Below are 19,819 nucleotides of genomic sequence, written 5' to 3' on the forward strand. Positions count from 1 at the left end.
CCCGTGAACACCCGCCAAGCAGCCACCCGGTGCGGAGGATCGTCACGTGGGTAGCAGTCCGACCGTCCAGCGCCGCCGCCTCGGCAACGAGCTGCGACGCCTCCGGGAAGCGGCGGGCCGCACCCACCGGGAAGTCGCCGGCCAGCTGGACTGCTCGCAGGGCAAGATCAGCCAGATCGAGCTCGGCCGCGTGCCCGTGCGCACCTCCGACGTGCGCCTCATGGCCGAGTTCTACGGCGTGGCGGGCGAGCAGCTGGACGCGCTCACCGAGCTCGCCCAGGGCTCGAAGGAGCGCGGCTGGTGGCAGGACTACCCCAGCACCGCGCTGCGGCCGGGGATGCAGACCTACCTCGGCCTCGAGACGGCGGCCAGCGCGGTGAGCTGCTTCGGCAGCGCCCCGCTGCCGGAGCTGCTGCGCACCACCGAGTACAGCCGCGCGCTGCTGGCCGCCGACCGGGAACGGCTCGACGAGCAGGCCGTCGCCGAACGCCTGGAGGTCGCGGCGAAGCGGCAGCAGCGGCTCGTCGGCGAGAACCCCCTCGAGCTGTGGGCGGTGCTCGACGAGTCGGCGCTGCACCGCACCATTGGCGGCGGCTCGGTGATGCGCCAGCAGCTGGAGCACCTCGTGCTGCTCGGCTACCGCCGGAACGTGACGATCCAGGTGCTGCCGTTCCGCGCGGGAGCGCACCCGCTGCTGGCCGACCGGATCTCGGTGTTCTCCTTCCCCGACCCGGACGACGCGCAGGTGGTGCACCTCGGCGACTCGGTCAACGCACGGTTCCTGGACCAGGGAACCGGGGAGTACCTGCGCGCGTTCGAGCGGGTGTGCGCGGCGGCGCTGTCGCCGAAGGACTCCAGCTCCCACATCTCCGCACTCGCCGACCGGATGTAGGCACCGGGCCGGCGGACCGGGCCGGTGGGGCGGCCCGGTCCGCCCGGCGGTGCTGCCGGCGCCCTGCGGGTGCGGTCAGCCGAAGCGGCCGGAGATGTAGTCCTCGGTGGCCTTCTGCGAGGGGTTCGAGAAGATCGTGCCGGTCTCGTCCATCTCCACGAGCTGGCCCGGCTCACCCACGGCGGGCAGGTTGAAGAACGCGGTCTGGTCGCTGACGCGCGCCGCCTGCTGCATGTTGTGCGTGACGATGACGATCGTGTAGTCCTGCTTCAGCCGCGCGATCAGGTCCTCGATCGCCAGCGTGGAGATCGGGTCGAGCGCGGAGCACGGCTCGTCCATGAGCAGCACGTCGGGCTGCACGGCGATCGCCCGCGCGATGCACAGCCGCTGCTGCTGCCCGCCGGAGAGGCTCCCGCCCGGCTTGTTCAGCCGATCCTTGACCTCCTCCCACAGGTTCGCGCCGCGCAGCGCGCGCTCGGCGATCTCGTCGAGCTTGCGCTTGTTCTTGTCGCCGACGAGCTTCAGCCCGGCGACCACGTTGTCCCGGATGGACATGGTGGGGAACGGGTTCGCCCGCTGGAACACCATGCCGATCGTGCGGCGCACCTGCACCGGGTCGATGCTCGGGCCGTAGATGTCCTCGCCGTCGAGCTCCACCTTGCCCTCGACGCGCCCGGCGGGCACCACTTCGTGCATCCGGTTGAGCGCACGCAGCACGGTCGACTTGCCGCACCCCGAGGGCCCGATGAAGGCGGTGACGCTGTGCGCCGGGACCTGGAGGGTCACGTCCTGCACCGCGTGGAACTTCCCGTAGTGCAGGTTCAGGTCTTTGATGTCGATACGTTTGGCCATGGCTGTAGAACCGTCCTATTTGGTGCGCACCGCGAGCAGCTTCGACAGCAGCGTCGCGACGAGGTTGATCAGCATGATGACCAGCACCAGGGTCAGCGCAGCACCCCACATCCGGGAGTCACCGGCGGCGGTGGCGGTGGTGCGTTCCATGTAGATGGTCAGCGGCAGCGAGGCCATCTCCCCGCTGAACAGGTTGAAGTTGATCGCCCTGGAGTAGCCGACGAGGATGAGCAGCGGCGCGGTCTCGCCCAGCACGCGCGCCAGGCCGAGCATCACGCCGGTGAGGATCCCGGACATCGCGGTCGGCAGCACGATCCGCAGGATCGTCTTCCACTTGGGCACGCCGAGCGCGTAGGCGGCCTCGCGCAGCTCGTCGGGGACGATGCGCAGCATGCTCTCGGTGGTGCGCACGACGAGGGGGAGCATCAGCAGCATCAGCGACATCGCCACGGCGATGCCGCTGCGCTCGAAGCCCAGCGTCGTGATCCACAGCGCGTAGATGAACAGGCCGGCCACGATGGACGGCAGCCCGCTGAGCACGTCCACCATGAACGTGGTGGCCCGGGCCAGCCGCGCGTTGCCCCCGTACTCGACGAGGTAGACCGCCACCATGATCCCCAGCGGGATGGTGACGACCGCGGTCACCGCGCCCTGCAGGAGCGTGCCCATCAGGGCGTGGTAGATGCCGCCGCCGAAGTCGGTGGGCAGCAGCCCGTTGAAGGAGTGGTTCCACCAGGTGGGGCTGAGCATCGGCTGCAGCCCGCGCTCCAGCAGGGTGTACAGCACCCACAGCAGCGGGACGACGGCGACGGCGAAGGCCGCGACGAACACCGCCGTGGCCGTGTGGTTCTTCAGCTTCCGCGCCACGCTGATCCGCTGGAACGCCGGCGGCGCGGCGGGCTGTTCGACGTCCGCGGTGTCGGTCCTCATTCGTTCCCCCCTGAGTTGCCGCCCTCGATCCAGCGGGCGAGCGCGTTGACCACGAACGTGATCACGAACAGCACCAGTCCTGCCGAGATGTAGGCGCCGACCTGGAGGTCGTTGAGGAACTCGGCCGATCCGAGCGCGATCTTCGAGGCGAAGGTGGCACCGCCGTCGAAGACGCTGTAGCCCGGCGGTTCGAACGTGAAGCTGAGGATGATGGTCAGGGCGACGGTTTCACCGAGCGCGCGGCCGAGGCCGAGCATCGAACCGCCGATGAAGCCGTTCTTGCCGAACGGCCACACCGTGGTGCGCACGACTTCCCACTTGGTGGCGCCCAGCGCCAGCGCCCCCTCGATCTGCTGCGAGGGGGTGCGCTGGAACACCTCGCGGGTCACGCCGGTGATGATCGGCAGGATCATCACCGCGAGCACGATCCCGGCGGTGAACACGTTCTTGCCGCTGCCCGCGGGGATGTTGCCGTCGGCGAAGATCGGGATCCAGCCGAGGTTGTTGTTCAACCACGCGGCCGCGGGGCTGATCACCGGTGCGAGCACCATGACGCCCCACAGCCCGTAGATCACCGAGGGCACGGCGGCCAGCAGGTCCACGATGTACGCGAACGGGCGCGCCAGGCTGCGCGGGGCGTACATCGTCAGGAACAGGGCGATGCAGAAGGCCAGCGGCATCGCGATCACCAGGGCGAGCAGCGAGCTCGCCACGGTGACCCACAGCAGGTCGATGATGCCGAAGCGCAGGTTGCTCGGGTCCGAGGTGTCCCACTCCCGGCTGAACAGAAAGTTGACCTCGTTCGCCTGCAGCGACGGGATCGCCCGGATGAGCAGGAAGAGCGCGATCGCGGCGATGAGGGCCACCACGAACGCACCGGAAGTGCGTGCCAGCGCGGAGAAGATGCGGTCGCCGGGCTTGACGACCGCTCTGTCCGCGGATGCGCCAGGAGAGGGAATGGGATCCTCCGGTCCGGAACTGCGCGCCGAGGCGCCCCCGGCGCCGGAATCCGGCGGCTGGGGGCGCCTCTCGGCTGTCGTCGAGTCGGTCACTGCTGTCGCGAGCCTCTCATCTCGTGCGTTCGACGCTGTGTCCACCCTGGACTCGGTGCGTCCGCGGCGTCAGGCGTTGATCGAGTTGATCGAGTCCATGACCTTCTTCTTGAACTGCTCCGGCAGCGCGACGTAGCCGGCGTCCCTGAGCTGCTGCGGGTCGGAGTTCGCCCCCACCGTCAGCGCGGCCTTGACCGCCTTGGCCGTCTGCGGGTCGTAGCCCTTCGAGCAGACGATCTCGTAGGTGGTCAGCGTCAGCGGGTACACGCCCGGATCGGAGTTGCCGTAGAGGGACTCGAGGTTGACCCGCAGGTCCTTGCCCTGGCCCTCCAGCTCGGCCTCGTCGATGGCCTTGCCGACCGTCTCCGGGGTGAGCTCGACCGGCCCGGCGCCGCTGTCGATCTTGGCGATGTCCAGGCCGAGGTTCTTCGGGTAGGACCACTCGGAGTAGGTCAGCGCGCCCTTCGTGCTCTTCACGGCCTGGGTGACCTGGTCGCTGCCGTCGCGGCCCTGGCCCACGCCCGGTCCGGGGCGGAACTGCTTGTCGGTAGCCTGCCACGCGCCGCCGGTCGCCGTCTTGAGGTACTTCTGGAAGTTCTGCGAGGTGCCCGACTCGTCCGAGCGGAAGAAGGGCTTGATCTCCAGGTCCGGAAGCTGCGCGTTCGGGTTGAGCTGCTTGATCGCCGGGTCGTTCCAGTTGGTGATCTCGCCCTGGTAGATCTTGGCGATGACGTCGGCGTTGAGGGTCAGGTCCTGCACGCCGGGAACGTTGTAGGTGACCGCGACCGGCCCGAAGACCATCGGGATGTTCAGCGGCTGGTTGCCGTTGCAGCGCTGGGCGGCCTGCTGGGACTCCTCGGGGGTCAGCGGCGAGTCGGAGCCGCCGAAGTCGACCTGCCCGCCGATGAAGGCGGAGATCCCCTTGCCGGACCCGGAACTGGTGTAGTTGAGCTGCTCGCCCTCGCACTTGGCGCTGTAGTCGCGGGCGACGATGTCCATGGCGTTCTTCTGCGCCGAGGAGCCCTCCGCCGAAACGGTCTGCTCACCGCACTCGACCTGGATGTTCTGCAGGGCCGGGTTCGTTCCCCCCTGCGAGGTGTTCTGGTCGGTGCCGCAGGATGAGAGGGCCAGGGCGCCGGCGGCGGCGAATGCGAACGCCGGGACGAACCGCTTGGTCTTCACGTATTTCCTCCACTCGGACACTTCGGCAGCGCGCCGCGTGCACGACTTCGACGCATCTTCCGGGTGCGGTCACCGGAAGAATAGGCAGCCGGAGTAGCGCCTTCCCGCCATCCAGGTGAACGATGAGTGAACAGGCACGCTCAGTAAGCAGTGCCACACCACCACCGGGCCATCCGAACCACCCAGTTCCGATTTTCCTACCCAAAACGGGCCCGTGTGCGTACGTACCGTAGGTGCCCGATCGGCACCGGAGCCCACCCGACGCGGTCACCGCCCGTCAGCGCCCGAACTGCACGTCCGTGTCCCAGCGCTCGAAGCCGAGCCGCTCGTACACCCGCACGGCAGCGGCGTTGTCCCCCTCGACGTACAGCATGACCTGCCGGCACCCGGTGTCGCGCAGGTGGCGCAACCCGGCGATGGTCAGCGCCTTGCCCAGACCGCTGCCCTGCCCCTGCGGGTCGACGCCGAGCACGTAGACCTCACCGGTGCCGTCCGGGTGCACCTTCGTCCAGTGGAATCCGAGCAGCGTGCCCGCGGAGTCCTCGGCGAGCAGGAGGCCGGCCGGGTCGAACCAGGACTCCTGCTGCTTGGCGCGCAGCTCCTCGGCGTCCATCCCACCCTGCTCAGGGTGCCAGCGGAACGCGCGGTGGTTCACCCGCAGCAGCTCGGACTCGTCCGAACCGATGCGGAACCCGCGCACGGTCACCCCCGCCGGCAGCGGCGCCTCGGGCAGCGCGCCGTCGTCGAGGTCCCGGCCCATCCGCCACAGCTCGCGCACGCGGCTGAAGCCGTAGTGCTCGGCGAGTCGCAGCGCACCCGGGAGCTGGCCGTGCGACCACACCCGCAGCCGACCGGAGTCGCCCTCCGACTCGTCCGGCTCGACGAGCAGCTCCGCCCGGCTCAGCAGCGCCTCGACCAGGCGCGTCCCCACCCCGGCACGCCGGTGCCGGGGATGCGTCGCGAGCTCCGCGACCAGCTCGCCCGCGTCGGACTCGTGCTCGGTGTCCAGGTGGGCGTACCCCGCGAGCACCCCGTCCTGGTGCACCAGGAAGTGCTCCGACCGCACGTCGCCCTGCACCGGTTCCACCTGGCTGGTCACGTCCCGGTGCGCCTTCAGCCGCAGCAGGACGTGCTCCCCGGCGGGGGCGACGCCGTCGTGCTCCTCGGTCTCCTCGAGCAACCGCATGACCGCGGTCGCCTCGTTGCTGTCCAGTCCATTCCGCCACGTCAGCTGCACGCCTCTGACAGTACCCAGAGCCGTCCGACCGCGGCGCGGACCCGCGGCGGCCCGTGCGCGTGTCGGGTGGTGCGGCCGGGATTCCCGTTTCGGCCGGGGTTCCTGTTTCACCGTTATTCCTGTTTCACCGGGATTCCCGTTTCGCCGGACCCAGCGCCGCTACCGGGTGCCGGCCGCCCGCGACCCGGTGCCCTCGTCGAGCACCCCGGCGGGCGCGACCGCCTGCCGGTCCGGCAGCTCCGCGGCGGGGGCGCGCTCCGGCGACGCGGCCGCACCGGCCTCCTCGGCGCCGATGACCCCGTCCGCGCGCCTGCCGCGCTCAGCTCCCCTGCCGCGCTCAGTTCCCCTGCCGCGCTGCGGGGTGACGAACTTGTAGCCGACGCTGCGAACCGTGCCGATCATGCTGTCGTGCTCGGGGCCGAGCTTCGCGCGCAGGCGCCGCACGTGCACGTCGACCGTGCGGGTGCCGCCGAAGAAGTCGTAGCCCCACACCTCCTGCAGCAGCTGCGCCCGGCTGAACACCCGCCCGGGGTGCTGCGCGAAGAACTTCAGCAGCTCGAACTCCTTGTAGGTGAGCTCCAGCGCACGGCCCTTCAGCCGGGCGGTGTAGGTGGCCTCCTCGATGACGAGGTCGCCGACCGCGAGCGCGTCGTCCTCGCGGGCGGCCGTCTCGCGGCGCGCGGCGAGCAGCCGCAGCCGGGCGTCGACCTCCGCCGGGCCGGCCGCCGGCAGCAGGATGTCGTCGACGCCCCACTCGCCGTTCACGGCGACGAGACCGCCCTCGGAGACGACGGCGAGCACCGGGGCGCTGCCGGCCGACAGCAGGCGGCACAGCTCGCGTGCCCCGGCCATGTCCTTGCGCGCGTCGACGACGACCACGTCGTGCGCTCCCGGCGAGAGCACGGCCTGCGGGTCCGGCGGGGACACCCGCGACCGGTGCGGGAGCAGGCCCAGGCCGGGCAGCACGTCGGCCGCGCTCGCTTCGCGGGTGAGACACAACAATTCCGGGCTCATGGGAACCTCCCTGCCGCGGGCTGGACGGCCGCCACCTGGACCAGCGGCCTCGGTCCCGGCCCCGTTGCCGGCGGGTTGCTCGAAGAATAGCGGACGCGGCCCGGGCGGACCCACGTCTCGCAGCAGGAGTCACAGTCGCGGGCTCGCGGTGAACACCGGGATTGCGCGAGCGCACCCGCTGCGATGTGGAGCACGCCCCGGTGCGGGGGCCGCGACCAGCGGATTCTCCCCGGGTGAAGAGCGTCACCGCCCCGCTGGGGACCGGTTGGGCCCGGTGCCACCGCGGCAGGTCCTACAGTGGGACGACCCCAGCGCGGCCGCCCTGACCAGGGAGGGGACATTCCTCTCCTTCGGCTCGGAGCGGGTGCGGCTGCACCGCCGACCGCGTTCGCACAGCCCGACCCGACGGAACGGACCGATACGCGTGAAGAAGCTCGCGATCTCCCTCGTGGTACTGCTCGCGGTGCTCGTGGCCGCCGACTTCGGCGCCGCGGCCTTCGCCGAGCGCAAGGTCTCGCAGCAGCTGCGCGGCCAGTTGGAGCTGCAGCACAACCCGGAGGTGCGCATCCACGGGTTCCCGTTCCTCGCGCAGGTCGTCGCCGGGGACTACCGCAACGTCGAGGTCTCCGCGGAGGGCGTGCGGGCCGAGCCGCTGCAGCAGCTGGGCATCTCCGCCAACCTGCACCACGCGCGGGTGGACACGCGGAAGCTGGTCAACGGCAACGCCGAGCAGCTGACCGTCGACGACGTGGACGGGCGGGTGCGCCTGCTGGCCGGCGACGTCGGCCGGCTGATCGACGTCCCGGACCTGGCGATCAACCCGGTCTCCGACGACAAGCTCGCCGAAGCCAGCGGGGAGAACGGCGACCGGGGCGAGTCCGCCCAGGGCGGATCCGACCAGGACGTGACAGGTGTCCGCCTGGACGGCACGATCGACATCGCGGGCCAGAAGACGCAGGTGCACGTGATCGCCGCGCTCTCGCTGGAGAACGGCAAGATCCGCGTCGAACCCCGTGACCTGGGCCTGAAGAACGACGTCGTGCCGGACCTGCAGCTGCCGGGCGTGTTCAAGAACCTGCTGCGGCAGCAGTTCACCACCACCATCGACCCGGGACGCCAGATGCCGTTCGACGTCACCCCGACCGGGCTGCGGGTCGAGCACGGCGCCCTGGTGATGGAGGGCAAGGCCCGGGACGTGACCGTCGACATGCAGGGCAGTGCCGCGGGGTGAGCGGGTGGCCACGTGGGTCCTCGCGGTCGGCGCGCTGCTGGCCGCACTTGTGATCACGGGTGCCTGCGGGTTGACGTGGCGGCTGCGCAGCGGTCGCGTGCGGCCCGCCCGCACCCGCTCGAACGGGGAGGAGACCTTGCTGGAGGCGCTGCCCGCCGATCTGCGGCGCGTGCTGACCGAACGCTCCGACGCCGACGCCCCGGTGACGCTGCTGCAGCTGTCCACCGCGTTCTGCGCGCCGTGCCGGCACGCGCGCGTGCTGCTGGAGCGGTTCGCCGGCAGCACCCCGGGCGTGCGGCACGTGGAGGTCGACCTGACCCACCACCCGGACTGGGCGACACCGCTGCGGGTGCACACCACGCCGATGACGCTCGTGCTCGACGGCGCCGGGGCGGAGCTGTTCCGCGTTCCGGGAGTTCCCCGGCGCGCCGATCTGGCCGAGGCGCTGCGCCCGCACCTGCCGTGAGCGGCGCCGCCGTGCGCTGCTCCGCCGCGGTTCGCTCCCCGAGGGCGCGCCCACCGGCGGGCGCGCCGTCCCACCAGGTGAACAACCTTCCGAGCGATCGACTCGGTCGGTAGCCTGCGAACCATGCGAGTACTGCTGACCCGCCGACGCGCGGTGGACCACTGCCGCACGGCCAGCAGTCTGTGTCGCGGCTCGGCGGAACGCCCGTCCGGGGCGCGCCGTCCGCGTTCGCTCCGCGCCGCGGCGCCCGCGGTCGTTCCTCGCGGTGGCGGAGGCTGAACCCGGTGCAGCCGATGCGCGGCCCGACCGGGTGCCCGGTTCTCCGGCGCGGCCCCCGGTTGCCCGGTGCAGCCCGATCACCCGGCGCAGCCCGATCGCCCGGCGCAGCTCTGTTCTGACAGGCCGAACTCCGGTTGCCGCCCAGGAGGCCCCATGCCCGCTTCGTCCCAGGAGATGCTCGATCCCCGAGGTGTGCGGTTCAGCGCAGGGGTCACGAGCGCGATCCTGGCGTTCGGGCTGGTGACCACGAGCTGGCGCGTCCTCGCCGCGCAGACGGTGCTGTTCGCGATGTGCGCGGTCATCGGGCTGCGGGCGAACCCGTGGGGGCAGGTCTACCGCTCAGCGGTGCGGCCGCGCCTGGGGGACCTGGACGGCGACGAGCGGGAGGCGCCGGGGCCGGTCCGGTTCGCCCAGGGGGTCGGGTTCGCGTTCGCCCTGGCGGCCGCGGCCGGGTACGCGGCGGGGTGGGTCGCCTTCGGCGTGGTCGCGAACGTGTTCGCGCTCATCGCCGCACTGCTCAACGCGGTCTTCGGCTACTGCCTCGGCTGCCACGCGTACCTGCTGTCGCGCAGGTTCCTGCCGATCAGAAACGTTCCCTGAGCAGAAACGTTCCCTGACAACACTCACCGATCCGAACGAAAGAGGAGTCACCCGATGAGCCGTGCAGAGGTCCTGGTCTCCGCGGACTGGGCCGAACAGAACCTGAACACGCCCGGTGTCGTGTTCGCCGAGGTCGACGAGGACACCACCGCCTACGACGGCGGCCACATCCCGGGCGCCGTCAAGCTGGACTGGAAGAACGAGCTCCAGGACCACGTGCGGCGCGACTTCGTCAACCGCGAGGACTTCAGCAAGCTGCTGTCGGCCAAGGGCATCGGCAACGACGACACGGTCGTCCTCTACGGCGGCAACAACAACTGGTTCGCCGCCTACGCGTACTGGTACTTCAAGCTCTACGGCCACGACGACGTCAAGCTGCTCGACGGCGGCCGCAAGAAGTGGGAGCTGGACGGCCGCCAGCTGACCAAGGAGGAGCCGGACCGCGCGGCCACGAACTACCAGGCCGAGGATCCGGACACCTCCATCCGCGCGTTCCGCGACGAGGTCGTCGACGCGATCGGCGACAAGAACCTGGTGGACGTGCGCTCGCCCGACGAGTTCGCCGGCAAGCTCGTCGCGCCGGCCCACCTGCCGCAGGAGTCGGCCCAGCGCGCCGGCCACATCCCCTCGGCCATCAACGTGCCGTGGAGCAAGGCGGCCAACGAGGACGGCACCTTCAAGTCCGACGAGGAGCTGCAGAAGCTCTACACCGAGGCCGGCCTGGACACCTCGAAGGACACGATCGCCTACTGCCGCATCGGCGAGCGGTCCTCGCACACGTGGTTCGTGCTGCACGAGCTGCTGGGCCTGAGCAACGTGAAGAACTACGACGGTTCGTGGACCGAGTACGGCTCGCTCGTCGGCGTGCCGGTCGAGAACCCCAGCGAGCAGGGAGCCTGAACATGAGTGGATGCGGAGCACCGCAGCAGGGCGGCGCGCAGGTCGTCGACACCGACCAGGTCGTGCTGGCCGGGAAGGTCCGTTCCGGCGAGGAGGTCGTCAGCGGCGCGTTCGTCCGGCTGCTCGACTCCTCCGGCGAGTTCACCGCCGAGGTCGTCTCCTCCGAGGAGGGCGACTTCCGCTTCTACGCCGCGCCGGGGCGGTGGACGGTGCGCGCGCTGCACCGCAGCGGCAGCGGTGAGGCCGAGCTCTCGGCCGAGGCCGCCGGGGAGCACCAGGTGGACATCGCGGTCGCCTGAGGCAGTCCGATCAGCGCCCGCTCGGTGCACGCGGCCCGACCGCGGCCGGGCGTGATCTGACCCACCGGCCTGATCCACCGGCCTGATCGCAGTCGGCGGGGCCGCCGGGTTCACCGAACTCGGCGGCCCCGCCGCATGTCCGGGGTGGCCGCATGTCCGAGGTGTCTGCCGCGGGGGATCATGTCTGACGCCACACCCCACGGCGGCGCTCCGGTGGTTATCCTCTGCCCGTGACCCTCTTGGACTTCCTCCACTACGGACTCGTGACGCTCGTCGGCATCGCCGCGGTGGCGACGCTGTGGTTCGCGTACTACGTGCTGTACCGGCTGCACCAGGACTGAGCGAACCGCGCGCAGCGGACCCGCCTCGCCGGGGCGGCCCCGCTGCCCGGGGCGCGCGCCGCCCGGTACTCTCGTGCCGATGAGTGAGACGCCTGACCAGCCGGAACGCGTCGACGGGAACGAGGCCGTCCGCGCCGCAGCCGAACGCGCCGAGCAGACGCGGCAGCGCAACCTGCCGCAGTTCGACGACCTCCCCGGCGTCGGGGAGACGGCCAATCTGCGGATGGGCCCGTCGCTGAACGACGCGTGCCTGTCGCTGCTGCCGCTGGTGGGCGTGTGGCGCGGCGAAGGTGAGGCGAACCACCCTTCGCTGGAGTCGTCCTACCGCTTCTACCAGCAGATCACGATCGCCCACGACGGTCGTCCGTTCCTCACCTACGAGTCGGTCGCCTGGCGGTTGGACCGCCCGGGCGGCGAGGTCGGCGAGCCGGACCTGCGCGAGTTCGGCTTCCTCCGCCCGCAGCAGGACGAGACGATCGAGTTCATGCTGATGCAGTCCACCGGCGTGTCCGAGCTGTTCTTCGGCAAGCCGCGCAGCCAGACCTCGTGGGAGTTCGGCACGGACGCGGTGCTGCGCAGCCCCACCGGTGAGGACGCGAACGCGTCGAGCCGCTTGTACGGCATCGTCGAGGGCGCGCTGGCCTACGTCGAGGAGCGCTCGACCTCGCAGCACGAGCTGCAACCGCGCCTGTCGGCGAAGCTGGACCGCGTCGTCGGCTGAGCGACCGGCGCCGGACTCACGCCCCGGTGCGCCGGCTCCGCTCGCCGGGGCCGGTTCCCCGGGCGGATTCGTCCGCGGACTGCTCCGCCTGCTCCGTCGGTTCCGCCCGCTCGGCCGGTTCGGACGTCCCGTCCGGTCCGCCGGCGGTGCCCTCCTGCCCGCCGGGCGCGTCGCCGTCCGGCCCCGGTCCGCGGTCGGCGGCGGGGCCGCGGAGCTGATCGCTCCACAGCAGCACGGCCAGCAGCACCGCGAGGACGATGGCGATCGCACCCGCGACGAGCGGCTCGTTGCCGGGAAAATCGGGGAACCCGAACGCCTCCGGTCCTGCCGTGACGACCCACCAGCCGCCGGGGGCCTGCTCCACGGTCGCGAGCTCCGCGGCCCTGCCCCGCAGGTGGTGGAGCACGTCGCCGCCGCGCGTACCGAGCACGCGCTGCACGCCGAGCGGAGCCGCCCACAGCAGCGCCACCACGCCGCCCGTGGCCAGCAGCGGGGACCACTGGGAGCGCCGCGGCACGAGCAGCGCGGCGAGCACGCCGACCAGCGCCAGCGCGCACAGCCCGCCGACGTTCAGCGCGCGGTCCCACGGCACGCTCAGCGCGGCGGTGTCGCCGGTGATCACGCACCTGCCGGAGGCGTAGTTCCCGTGCAGGTCGGGGTTGCCGAAGGCCGCGTCGCAGCCGGTCCACACCCGGCCGACCTGGTAGAGCCAGATCGCGGTGAGCCAGCCGAGCGCGACGAGCGCGAACCCGCCGGTGATCCACTGCCGCTGCGGACGCCGCCGCGTCACCATCCCCACCTCCCGTGTCCGCGCGGCCCGCGGCCGCATCAGCGCCACCCGAGCTCCCGGGGCGCGTGGTCGCGTCACCCGTAGTTGGATTCGTACAGCCGCGTGATCGCGGCGTGCAGGTCGGGGTCGGCCTTCACCCGCGTGCCGTCGACCGTGTGCACCTGGGTGATCCGGCGGACGCTGGAGGCCAGCCACACGCCGTCCGCGGTGCCCAGGTCCTCGACGCCGAACTGCTCCACGCGCGTGGTCCAGCCCGCGCTCTCGGCCGCGCGGAACAGCGCGCCCTGCGTCGTGCCGCGCAGGATGCCCGTGCTGGGCGGTGGTGTGCGCAGGGCGCCGCCGTGCGCGAGCACCACGTTCGACGTGGGGCCCTCCAGCACGGAACCGTCGGTGGCGGTGAAGATGACCTCGTCGGCACCGCGGGCCTCGGCCTCGCGCAGCGCGGCCATGTTCACCGCGTACGACAGCGTCTTCGCCGACAGCAGCAGCCACGGGGCGCGCTGCATGAGGTCCGGCGAGTGCCCGCGCTCCAGGGTCACCGCGGACACGCCCTCGCGGCGCTTGCGCTCGGTGTCGGCGGTCACCTCGCTCGCCATCGCGTAGGCGGTGGGGGTGCCGTCGCCGCCGTCGACGCCGCGGCCGCAGATGAGCTTCAGCGCCACCTCCGGGTGCTGCTGCCACGGCCACGCGTCCACGACCGCGTCGACGGCCCGCTGCCACGCCGCGCGGTCGGGCGAGGGCATGTCGAGCATCCGCGCGGAGCGTTCCATGCGCTCCAGGTGCGGCTGGAGCTCGCGGGCCGCGCCGTCGACCACGAGGACCGTCTCGAAGACGCCGTCGCCGCGGGTCGCGGCGAGGTCGTCCGCGCGCAGCAACGGGGTCTCCGGGTCGACGAGGCTGCCGTCCAGCAGGGCAACGAGGCGCATGCGTGCAGCCTAGTACCGCTGCTGGCGCAGCAGCGGTACTCCCCGCAGGTGCTTCCGCGTGTCGGGGGCCGCCACGTGTCGGAGGGAATCGGCGGAAACGTCCCCTGCCGCCGGGATCACCCGTTAGAGTCGATCTCCGCGGAACCGGGAAAGGGGGTCGGCATGACCGGAGGCGGCGGCTTCGAGGGTTCGAAGCAAGCCCTCGGGGAGGTCAGCAAGCAAACCACGTGGATCAACGAGCAGGTCGGCGCGGGCAAGCTGCGGTTGGATCCGGAGGCTGCCGAGAAGGCAGCCAAGCGGTGCCGGGACGAGGCGGACGCGCTGCGGGAGATGACCTTCGACGCTCAAGCAATCGAGCGTGTGGAGGGCCTCGGCAACTACCCCGACGGCAAAGCCCTGGCAGAGAGGTTCCGGCAGAAGGCCAACGACCCGGAGGCGGGGGCCTTCGCCCTCATCAAGCAGATGCGTGAAGAGCTGGAAAAGATGGCGCAGGCCTTCGAGGGCGCGGCGAAGGACTACCGTACGACCGACGAGCAGGCCGCCGAGGACTTTGAGCGAGGGTTGCGACAGTGACGAAGTTTGCCCGTTCCGTGCTGACCGTATCCGCGGGCGCCCTTCTGATGGGCGCATCGGCGTGTGCCACGCCCGCCGGTGGCGGCGACTCGGACCAGCCCGAGACCTCGCAACCCCAGCAGAGCAAGGCACTGGAGCAGTTCGACCCGTGCACCTTCTTTCAGCCCCAAGAGCTGAAGTCGTGGGGTCTGCCTCCCACCGAGGGAGAAGACAGAACGCAGGTTTCGTGGGAACCGACGTGCGCATGGTCCGGCGATGAAAGCGTTGTGGGCTTGAGCAAGAACGTCGAGGAGACGGTCGACTCGTACGCGCAGAACGAAAACTGGGCCACGTACGAGAAGCAGCCCATCGGCGGCCGCTCCGGCGCGGTCGCTGTCACGAGCGGCGCTTCCGGCGGGGGTGGCTGCAACGTCCTCGTCGACGCCGGCGGCGGCGTCGTGATCTACCAGATCACCTCGGACGTCGACGACGCGTGCTCGGAGCTGAAACCCATCGCCGAAGCCACCGCCGGCCGCCTGCCGCAGTGACCGGGACCTGGTCCGGTGCGCGCTGCCCCCGTGACGTACCGGGCCATTCGCACCAGTTCGCCCGCGCCAACCCCCATCCCCTGCGGGCTGGCGCGACATCACCGCGTGAGGAACTCCAGGAACGCGCGCCACTGGGACCTGTTGAGCACCAGCGTTCCGCCGCGCGGGTCCTTGCTGTCGCGCACCCCCACCGCATCCGGGCGCATCGCCACCTCGACGCAGGCCTGCGAATTGGTGCTGTAGCTCGAGGTGCGCCAGCACCCCGTTAACCCATAGCTGTTCGTCGGCACAGGCTCATCCTAGGGAGGAGCAGCACGGAAGTCCGCAGCGCGGACGGACGTCAGCCGAGCGCCGCGAGGCGTCCCCTGATCAGTTCGGCGGAGCTGTCCCGGTCGAGAGCCCGTGCCTGCGCTTCGACGAACACGGTCCTGTACTGCTGCACACGCGCCTGATCGTGGATGAGCCCCATCGACACGGAGGTTTCGTCCCATGCCACGAGCGGCAGCTCGGTGCTGGGGAAAGCGAGCAGGTGGAACGTGGCCCCGCCCATGGCGGCGCAGCACGGAGCCGTGAACGGCAGGATCCGCAGGTCCAGGTTCTCCGCGCACGACTCGACGAGTTCGAGCAGGTGCCGCAGCTGCCCAGCGAGCACCTCCGCTCCGCCGACCTGCTGGTGCAGAGTGGCTTCCGCCATCACGACCTGCGCGTAGAGCGGATCTCCGTCGAGGAGTCGCTGCTTTCTGCGGCGACGGACCTCGACCCGACGGTCCACTTCGGACTGCCTGAGGTTGGCGGTGTCGCCCTGGTGCACGGCGCGTGCGTAGTCCTCGCTCTGCAGCAGTCCCGAGACGAGGGCGCTCTCGTAGGTCCGCACCTCGGCAGCACCGTGCTCGTATCCGAGGAAGCGCAGGAAATCGGGAGCGAGGATGCGCCGGTACTGCTGCCACCAACCCTGGACTTCGGAGGCCCGGCGCAGCTCGTCCAGGTGGGCGCGTTCCTCCTCGCCGATGCCGTAGATCTCCGCGATGCGGTGCAGCTTGTCCTCGGCGAGCAGGCGGCGCCCGTTCTCGGTGTTGCTCACGTGGTTCTGGCTGATGCCGATGTTCTCCGCGACTTCGGTCCCGGTCATGCCCGTGGCCTCGCGCGCCTGGCGCAGGCGGATGCCGAGTTCCCACGCGGCGAGCGTCGGCGATGTCCCGGGCACCGCGCCTCCCTTCTGACGAACGCACGCGGTCTGCCTGTTTAGCACAGCGCGCGCAGCTCGAGATGCGCACCGATGGGGAGGCATCCCTTCTCCACCACCCAATTGAGCTATCGATAAAGCTATATCTCTCCATTAATCTTTGATCTTGATGACGGCGAGGGCGGCCCCGCTCCCCGATTCCGCACCGCGGCCTCGCCGTCATCCCCGGTCAGAACCACGATCCGCGGTGGGTGGGTGCCGCCGCGCTGGAGGTGAGCCGATGCGCGTCCCGCGACTGGACCGGCAGGGCCCGGTCGTCTACTGGCGTCCCTGGCAGGGCCTGCGGCACGCCCTCGACCCGTCCGAACCGCCGCAACCCGGCCAGCAGCGCACCGGCCTGTGCGGCGCCCCGGTGGAGGTGCGCGACGCCGGTGCCACCGAATGGCTCGCCCCGACCTGCCCCGCCTGCTGGGACCGCGCCCGACAACGCCGGGACGCCCGTGCAGCCGGTGGCGGGGCCCGTGCAGCCGGTGGCGGGGCCCGTGCAGCCGGTGGCGGGGCGCAGCGCTCCGCCCGCGCGGGGGCCTCCGGGCAGCGGGGAGGCGCGCGATGAGCCCCCTCTGCCCGGATCTCGCGCTGCTGCTGCTCACGGCGGGCGTGAGCGCGGTGTTCTTCCTCGTCGTCGTGCTCGTGCCGATGCGCTGCGAACCCGACGTCGCCGAGCGCCCGGTGCGACCGCGCCCGCCGGTGTTCGACCCGGCCGAGATGGAACGACGGCTCCGCGCGGAGCAGGCCCACCGGCAAACCGTCTGCGCGCGCTACCTCGCCCAGCGGCGCGACCGCATCCTCGCCGCCGAACCCCGTCCGTACGTCGGCAAGCACCGCCTCGCCGAGGACGAGCGCCCGGCACCGGTGGACATCACGCCGCACCGGCCGCCCGTCGACGTGCGCTTCGCGCACCGGGGATTCGTCCACGGGGACTCCGCGCACCGGCCTCCCGCGCTGCGGTGAGGCGGTCGCCGCCCGCCCCGTCCCGTCCTGCCCCGTCCCGGGCGCAGGTCCCCCGCGCCCGGGACCGACGCGCCCGGGCGCGTCGGGTCACCACCACCGGCACGCCCGCGACCACCGAGAACGCCTGCCACCCCCACCCGCGTCGCGCTCGCGCCTCCCCCGCCCCAGGTAGGATCGAGGCAGGTGAAGCCGGCGAGCGCAGGAGCAGCAGGAGCAGGCAGTGCGGGATTCACAACCGGCCGCGGAGCACCCGGCGGGCGATCAGGGCGCGCTCCGGAACACGCTGCACGAACGCGGCATGCGCATGACCCCGCAGCGGCAGCTCGTGCTGGACGCGGTGCGGGACCTCGGCCACGCCACCCCGGAGCAGGTCTGCCGGCGCGTGCAGGGCAAGGCCGCCACGATCAACATCACCACGGTCTACCGCGCCCTGGACCTGCTCGAGGAGATCGGCCTGGTGCGGCACACGCACCTCGGCCACGGCGCCCCGACCTACTCCGCCGAGGACCACGAGCACGTCCACCTGGTCTGCCACCGCTGCGGTGAGGTCGACGAGGTGCCGTCCGAGATCATGGACGCCCTGGCCAGGACGCTGGACGACGACCGCGGATTCGCCTTGGACGCCACGCACGTGGCGCTGTCCGGGACCTGCCGGCACTGCCGCGCGCACGGCCGACCCGAGAACGGAAACGACCCCGGCGAGGAGCACGCATGAACTCTCCGCTGCTGCAGCAACCGGGTGCGATCCCGGCACCCGACGACTCCTCGGACGCGGGGGTGCCCTGGCACTTCGGCGACCCGTTCGCCGAGCAGCGCACCGCCACGCGCGGCGCCGTCGTCATCGACCGCTCCCACCGCGAGGTGCTGGCCGTGCCCGGGGAGGAACGGCTCAGCTGGCTGCACCTCGTGCTGTCCCAGCACCTCACCGACCTGCCGGAGGGCCAGGGCACCGAGGCGCTCGTCCTCGACACGCAGGGACGGATCGACTGCCACGCGATGGTCGCCCACCACGACGGCGCCGTGTACCTGGACACCGAGCGCGACGCCCGCGCCACCAGCGCGCTGCCCTCCGTCGACGGCGCGACCACCCAGCCGCTGCTGGACTACCTGGAAGCGATGCGGTTCTGGTCGCAGGTCGAGCCGCGCGACGCCACCGACGAGTTCGCCGTGCTCACGCTCATGGGGCCGGACGTGCCCGAGCGGCTCGGCGCGTTCGCCACCGTGCCCGCCGGCAACTACGAGGTCGCCGGCCTGCCCGGCGGCGGCTTCGCCCGGCGCGTGCCCTTCCGCGGGCTGTGCGTGGTGGACCTCCTCGTTCCGCGCGACCAGCACGAGTCCTGGTTCACCGCGCTCACCGACGCCGGGGTGCGGCCGTCCGGGACGATGGCGTACGAGGCCCTGCGGGTCGAAGCGCTGCGCCCGCGGGTCGGCTTCGACACCGACGAGCGGTCCATCCCGCACGAGCTCAACTGGATCCACGTCGCCGCGCACGTCGCCAAGGGCTGCTACCGCGGACAGGAGACCGTGGCCAAGGTGCACAACGTCGGCAAGCCGCCGCGCCAGACGGTGCTGCTGCACCTCGACGGTTCGGTGGAGATCCGACCGGCCACCGGCGACCCCGTCCACCAGGGGGACCGTCGCGTGGGCCGCGTCGGCAGCGTGGTGCAGCACCACGAGCTCGGCCCGATCGCCCTGGCGCTGATCAAGCGCAGCGTCACCGCCGACGCGGAGCTCACCGCGGGCGACGCCGAGGAGGAGCGGGCCGTGGCCGCCGCCGTCGACCCGGACTCGGTGCCGCCGGACACGGGTGAGCCGCCGGGCCGGATCGCCGCGCAGAGCGTCAAAGGGCGGTGAGCGCGCGGGGCTCGCGGGGTTTCCGTCCACTGCTCGGGTGACAACGTCCGCGCGGGCGAACCGCACTCGGGATCGCGTCGTTGTGCCACCATGCTCAGCAGCACTCCAACCGCCACGAGCCACCGGAGGATGACCAGGTGATCGAAGTCCGGCCGGGTGGACGACGCCGCATCGACCGGGTTCTCTCCCCGGACTACACCGACGGGGTGGAGCAGCGCGACCTCGCCGCCGTGCGCGAACTCCGCGACGAGGCGGCGCAGGAGGAGACGGACCTGTCCTACCTGCGGCGCATGCTGCACGCGCGCATCGACATCGTGCTCGCCGAGCAGCGGCGGCGCGCCGAAGGCGGCAGCACCTCGGTGGTCGAGCAGCTCACCGCGATCCTGTCCGACAACGCCGTGGGGCCCGCCTCCGGATCCGGGCGCTACCAGTCGGTCGAGCCCTCGCGCGTCGAGGCGCACCGGCGGCACGTCGAAGCACTGCTGTCCGATGTGGACCTGTCCGACGTGACCTCGTTACCGGACGCGACGCTGGGCGACGCCCTGCGCGCGTACCGGTCCGAGGAGAACTCGGTCTCGCAGCGCCGCCGCGAGGTGCAGGACGTGGTGGACCGGATCAACGAGGAGATCGCCCGGCGCTACCGGGAGGGCGCCGCGTCGGTGGACGCGCTGCTCTCCGAGCACGAGAACTGACCCCGCCTCCCGGGGTCCTCCTCTCCCGACCGGTCCCCTCTCCCGGGCGGCCGTCCCGGCTGGTCCTCCCCTGGCTGGTCCTGTCCCGGTCGACCCGGACTCGGGCGCGCAAGCGTGCTCTGCGCCCCGTTTTCTGGAACTCTTCCAGTGAGCGCAATTTTCATGAAAATTGGAAACTGTCCCCACACGAACGGAGCACAAATGATCACCACGCCATCGAGTGAGGCGTGGTTGATCGGAGGTTCCGGAGCGGCGGCCGCGGAGTGA

Annotated in this window: 24 protein-coding genes; 14 read left to right on the plus strand and 10 right to left on the minus strand. The window is 71.5% G+C overall.

Features of this window, described 5'->3' with window-relative positions; translation table 11 throughout:
• The first annotated feature begins 46 nt into the window (after nt 1-46).
• Complete coding sequence (locus ACVGV0_RS22050) at nt 47-892, plus strand: helix-turn-helix domain-containing protein (protein WP_459157591.1); 846 nt, start codon at nt 47-49, stop codon at nt 890-892.
• Nucleotides 893-967: 75 nt separating this feature from the next.
• Here ACVGV0_RS22050 and pstB read toward each other — a convergent pair whose 3' ends face one another.
• The 6 genes from pstB to ACVGV0_RS22080 all read right to left on the minus strand — a co-directional run bounded on the left by pstB (nt 968) and on the right by ACVGV0_RS22080 (nt 7,159).
• A complete protein-coding gene (pstB, locus tag ACVGV0_RS22055; RefSeq protein WP_459157592.1) occupies nt 968-1,744 on the minus strand; it encodes a phosphate ABC transporter ATP-binding protein PstB in 777 nt (258 codons plus the stop codon).
• A gap of 15 nt (nt 1,745-1,759) precedes the next feature.
• The gene (gene pstA, locus ACVGV0_RS22060; RefSeq protein WP_459157593.1) at nt 1,760-2,674 is read right to left on the minus strand and encodes a phosphate ABC transporter permease PstA; all 915 of its coding nucleotides are present in this window, start codon (nt 2,672-2,674) and stop codon (nt 1,760-1,762) included.
• Nucleotides 2,671-3,633 (minus strand): phosphate ABC transporter permease subunit PstC, encoded by a 963-nt coding sequence (gene pstC, locus ACVGV0_RS22065; RefSeq protein WP_459160103.1) that lies wholly within the window; start codon nt 3,631-3,633, stop codon nt 2,671-2,673. The genes pstA and pstC overlap by 4 nt, the downstream gene beginning before the upstream one ends.
• Nucleotides 3,634-3,795: 162 nt before the next feature.
• Nucleotides 3,796-4,908 carry a phosphate ABC transporter substrate-binding protein PstS gene (gene pstS / locus ACVGV0_RS22070; RefSeq protein ID WP_459157594.1) on the minus strand — a complete coding sequence of 371 codons (1,113 nt, stop codon included), beginning with the start codon at nt 4,906-4,908 and terminating at the stop codon, nt 3,796-3,798.
• A gap of 277 nt (nt 4,909-5,185) precedes the next feature.
• Nucleotides 5,186-6,145 carry a mycothiol synthase gene (mshD, locus tag ACVGV0_RS22075; RefSeq protein WP_459157595.1) on the minus strand — a complete coding sequence of 320 codons (960 nt, stop codon included), beginning with the start codon at nt 6,143-6,145 and terminating at the stop codon, nt 5,186-5,188.
• 159 nt (nt 6,146-6,304) lie between these two features.
• Nucleotides 6,305-7,159, minus strand: a complete 855-nt coding sequence (locus ACVGV0_RS22080; RefSeq protein ID WP_459157596.1) for a winged helix-turn-helix transcriptional regulator — start codon at nt 7,157-7,159, stop codon at nt 6,305-6,307.
• A gap of 424 nt (nt 7,160-7,583) precedes the next feature.
• Between ACVGV0_RS22080 and ACVGV0_RS22085 the strand changes: the two genes are divergently transcribed.
• The 6 genes from ACVGV0_RS22085 to ACVGV0_RS22110 all read left to right on the plus strand — a co-directional run bounded on the left by ACVGV0_RS22085 (nt 7,584) and on the right by ACVGV0_RS22110 (nt 11,996).
• Complete coding sequence (locus ACVGV0_RS22085) at nt 7,584-8,390, plus strand: LmeA family phospholipid-binding protein (RefSeq protein ID WP_459157597.1); 807 nt, start codon at nt 7,584-7,586, stop codon at nt 8,388-8,390.
• A 4-nt stretch (nt 8,391-8,394) separates the two neighbouring features.
• The gene (locus tag ACVGV0_RS22090) at nt 8,395-8,856 is read left to right on the plus strand and encodes a TlpA family protein disulfide reductase (RefSeq protein WP_459157598.1); all 462 of its coding nucleotides are present in this window, start codon (nt 8,395-8,397) and stop codon (nt 8,854-8,856) included.
• A gap of 432 nt (nt 8,857-9,288) precedes the next feature.
• Complete coding sequence (locus ACVGV0_RS22095) at nt 9,289-9,735, plus strand: DUF4395 domain-containing protein (RefSeq protein WP_459157599.1); 447 nt, start codon at nt 9,289-9,291, stop codon at nt 9,733-9,735.
• Between the two features lie 54 nt (nt 9,736-9,789).
• Nucleotides 9,790-10,635 (plus strand): sulfurtransferase, encoded by an 846-nt coding sequence (locus tag ACVGV0_RS22100; protein ID WP_459157600.1) that lies wholly within the window; start codon nt 9,790-9,792, stop codon nt 10,633-10,635.
• Between the two features lie 2 nt (nt 10,636-10,637).
• A complete protein-coding gene (locus ACVGV0_RS22105) occupies nt 10,638-10,934 on the plus strand; it encodes a DUF1416 domain-containing protein (RefSeq protein ID WP_459157601.1) in 297 nt (98 codons plus the stop codon).
• A 420-nt stretch (nt 10,935-11,354) separates the two neighbouring features.
• Nucleotides 11,355-11,996, plus strand: coding sequence for a heme-binding beta-barrel domain-containing protein (locus ACVGV0_RS22110; protein WP_459157602.1), 642 nt, complete (start codon nt 11,355-11,357; stop codon nt 11,994-11,996).
• 16 nt (nt 11,997-12,012) lie between these two features.
• Here the strand turns inward: ACVGV0_RS22110 and ACVGV0_RS22115 are convergent, their stop codons facing one another.
• The gene (locus ACVGV0_RS22115) at nt 12,013-12,789 is read right to left on the minus strand and encodes a hypothetical protein (protein WP_459157603.1); all 777 of its coding nucleotides are present in this window, start codon (nt 12,787-12,789) and stop codon (nt 12,013-12,015) included.
• Nucleotides 12,790-12,860: 71 nt separating this feature from the next.
• On the minus strand, nt 12,861-13,712 hold the full coding sequence (locus tag ACVGV0_RS22120; RefSeq protein ID WP_459157604.1) for an aminodeoxychorismate lyase: 852 nt from the start codon (nt 13,710-13,712) through the stop codon (nt 12,861-12,863).
• A 162-nt stretch (nt 13,713-13,874) separates the two neighbouring features.
• Here ACVGV0_RS22120 and ACVGV0_RS22125 point away from each other — a divergent pair, with 162 nt between their 5' ends.
• A complete protein-coding gene (locus ACVGV0_RS22125; protein WP_459157605.1) occupies nt 13,875-14,285 on the plus strand; it encodes a hypothetical protein in 411 nt (136 codons plus the stop codon).
• Nucleotides 14,282-14,812 carry a DUF3558 family protein gene (locus ACVGV0_RS22130; protein WP_459157606.1) on the plus strand — a complete coding sequence of 177 codons (531 nt, stop codon included), beginning with the start codon at nt 14,282-14,284 and terminating at the stop codon, nt 14,810-14,812. The genes ACVGV0_RS22125 and ACVGV0_RS22130 overlap by 4 nt, the downstream gene beginning before the upstream one ends.
• A gap of 98 nt (nt 14,813-14,910) precedes the next feature.
• On the opposite strand, the gene ACVGV0_RS22135 is transcribed toward ACVGV0_RS22130, so the two are convergent.
• Both ACVGV0_RS22135 and ACVGV0_RS22140 read right to left on the minus strand, forming a co-directional pair.
• Nucleotides 14,911-15,102: a DUF397 domain-containing protein gene (locus tag ACVGV0_RS22135; RefSeq protein WP_459157607.1), complete on the minus strand. Its 192-nt coding sequence runs from the start codon at nt 15,100-15,102 to the stop codon at nt 14,911-14,913.
• A gap of 50 nt (nt 15,103-15,152) precedes the next feature.
• The gene (locus ACVGV0_RS22140) at nt 15,153-16,016 is read right to left on the minus strand and encodes a helix-turn-helix domain-containing protein (RefSeq protein WP_459157608.1); all 864 of its coding nucleotides are present in this window, start codon (nt 16,014-16,016) and stop codon (nt 15,153-15,155) included.
• Between the two features lie 259 nt (nt 16,017-16,275).
• Here ACVGV0_RS22140 and ACVGV0_RS22145 point away from each other — a divergent pair, with 259 nt between their 5' ends.
• From ACVGV0_RS22145 to ACVGV0_RS22165, 5 genes are all read left to right on the plus strand, one after another.
• Nucleotides 16,276-16,608, plus strand: coding sequence for a zinc finger protein (locus ACVGV0_RS22145; protein ID WP_459157609.1), 333 nt, complete (start codon nt 16,276-16,278; stop codon nt 16,606-16,608).
• Nucleotides 16,605-17,006, plus strand: coding sequence for a hypothetical protein (locus ACVGV0_RS22150; protein ID WP_459157610.1), 402 nt, complete (start codon nt 16,605-16,607; stop codon nt 17,004-17,006). Before ACVGV0_RS22145 ends, ACVGV0_RS22150 begins: the two co-directional genes overlap by 4 nt.
• A 298-nt stretch (nt 17,007-17,304) precedes the next feature.
• Nucleotides 17,305-17,721, plus strand: a complete 417-nt coding sequence (locus ACVGV0_RS22155; RefSeq protein WP_459160104.1) for a Fur family transcriptional regulator — start codon at nt 17,305-17,307, stop codon at nt 17,719-17,721.
• Complete coding sequence (ygfZ, locus tag ACVGV0_RS22160) at nt 17,718-18,860, plus strand: CAF17-like 4Fe-4S cluster assembly/insertion protein YgfZ (protein ID WP_459157611.1); 1,143 nt, start codon at nt 17,718-17,720, stop codon at nt 18,858-18,860. Before ACVGV0_RS22155 ends, ygfZ begins: the two co-directional genes overlap by 4 nt.
• Before the next feature lie 137 nt (nt 18,861-18,997).
• Entirely contained in the window at nt 18,998-19,552 is a 555-nt protein-coding gene (locus ACVGV0_RS22165) for an RsiG family protein (protein WP_459157612.1), read from the plus strand.
• Nucleotides 19,553-19,819: the final 267 nt, after the last annotated feature.

Source organism: Salinifilum ghardaiensis (assembly GCF_054491345.1).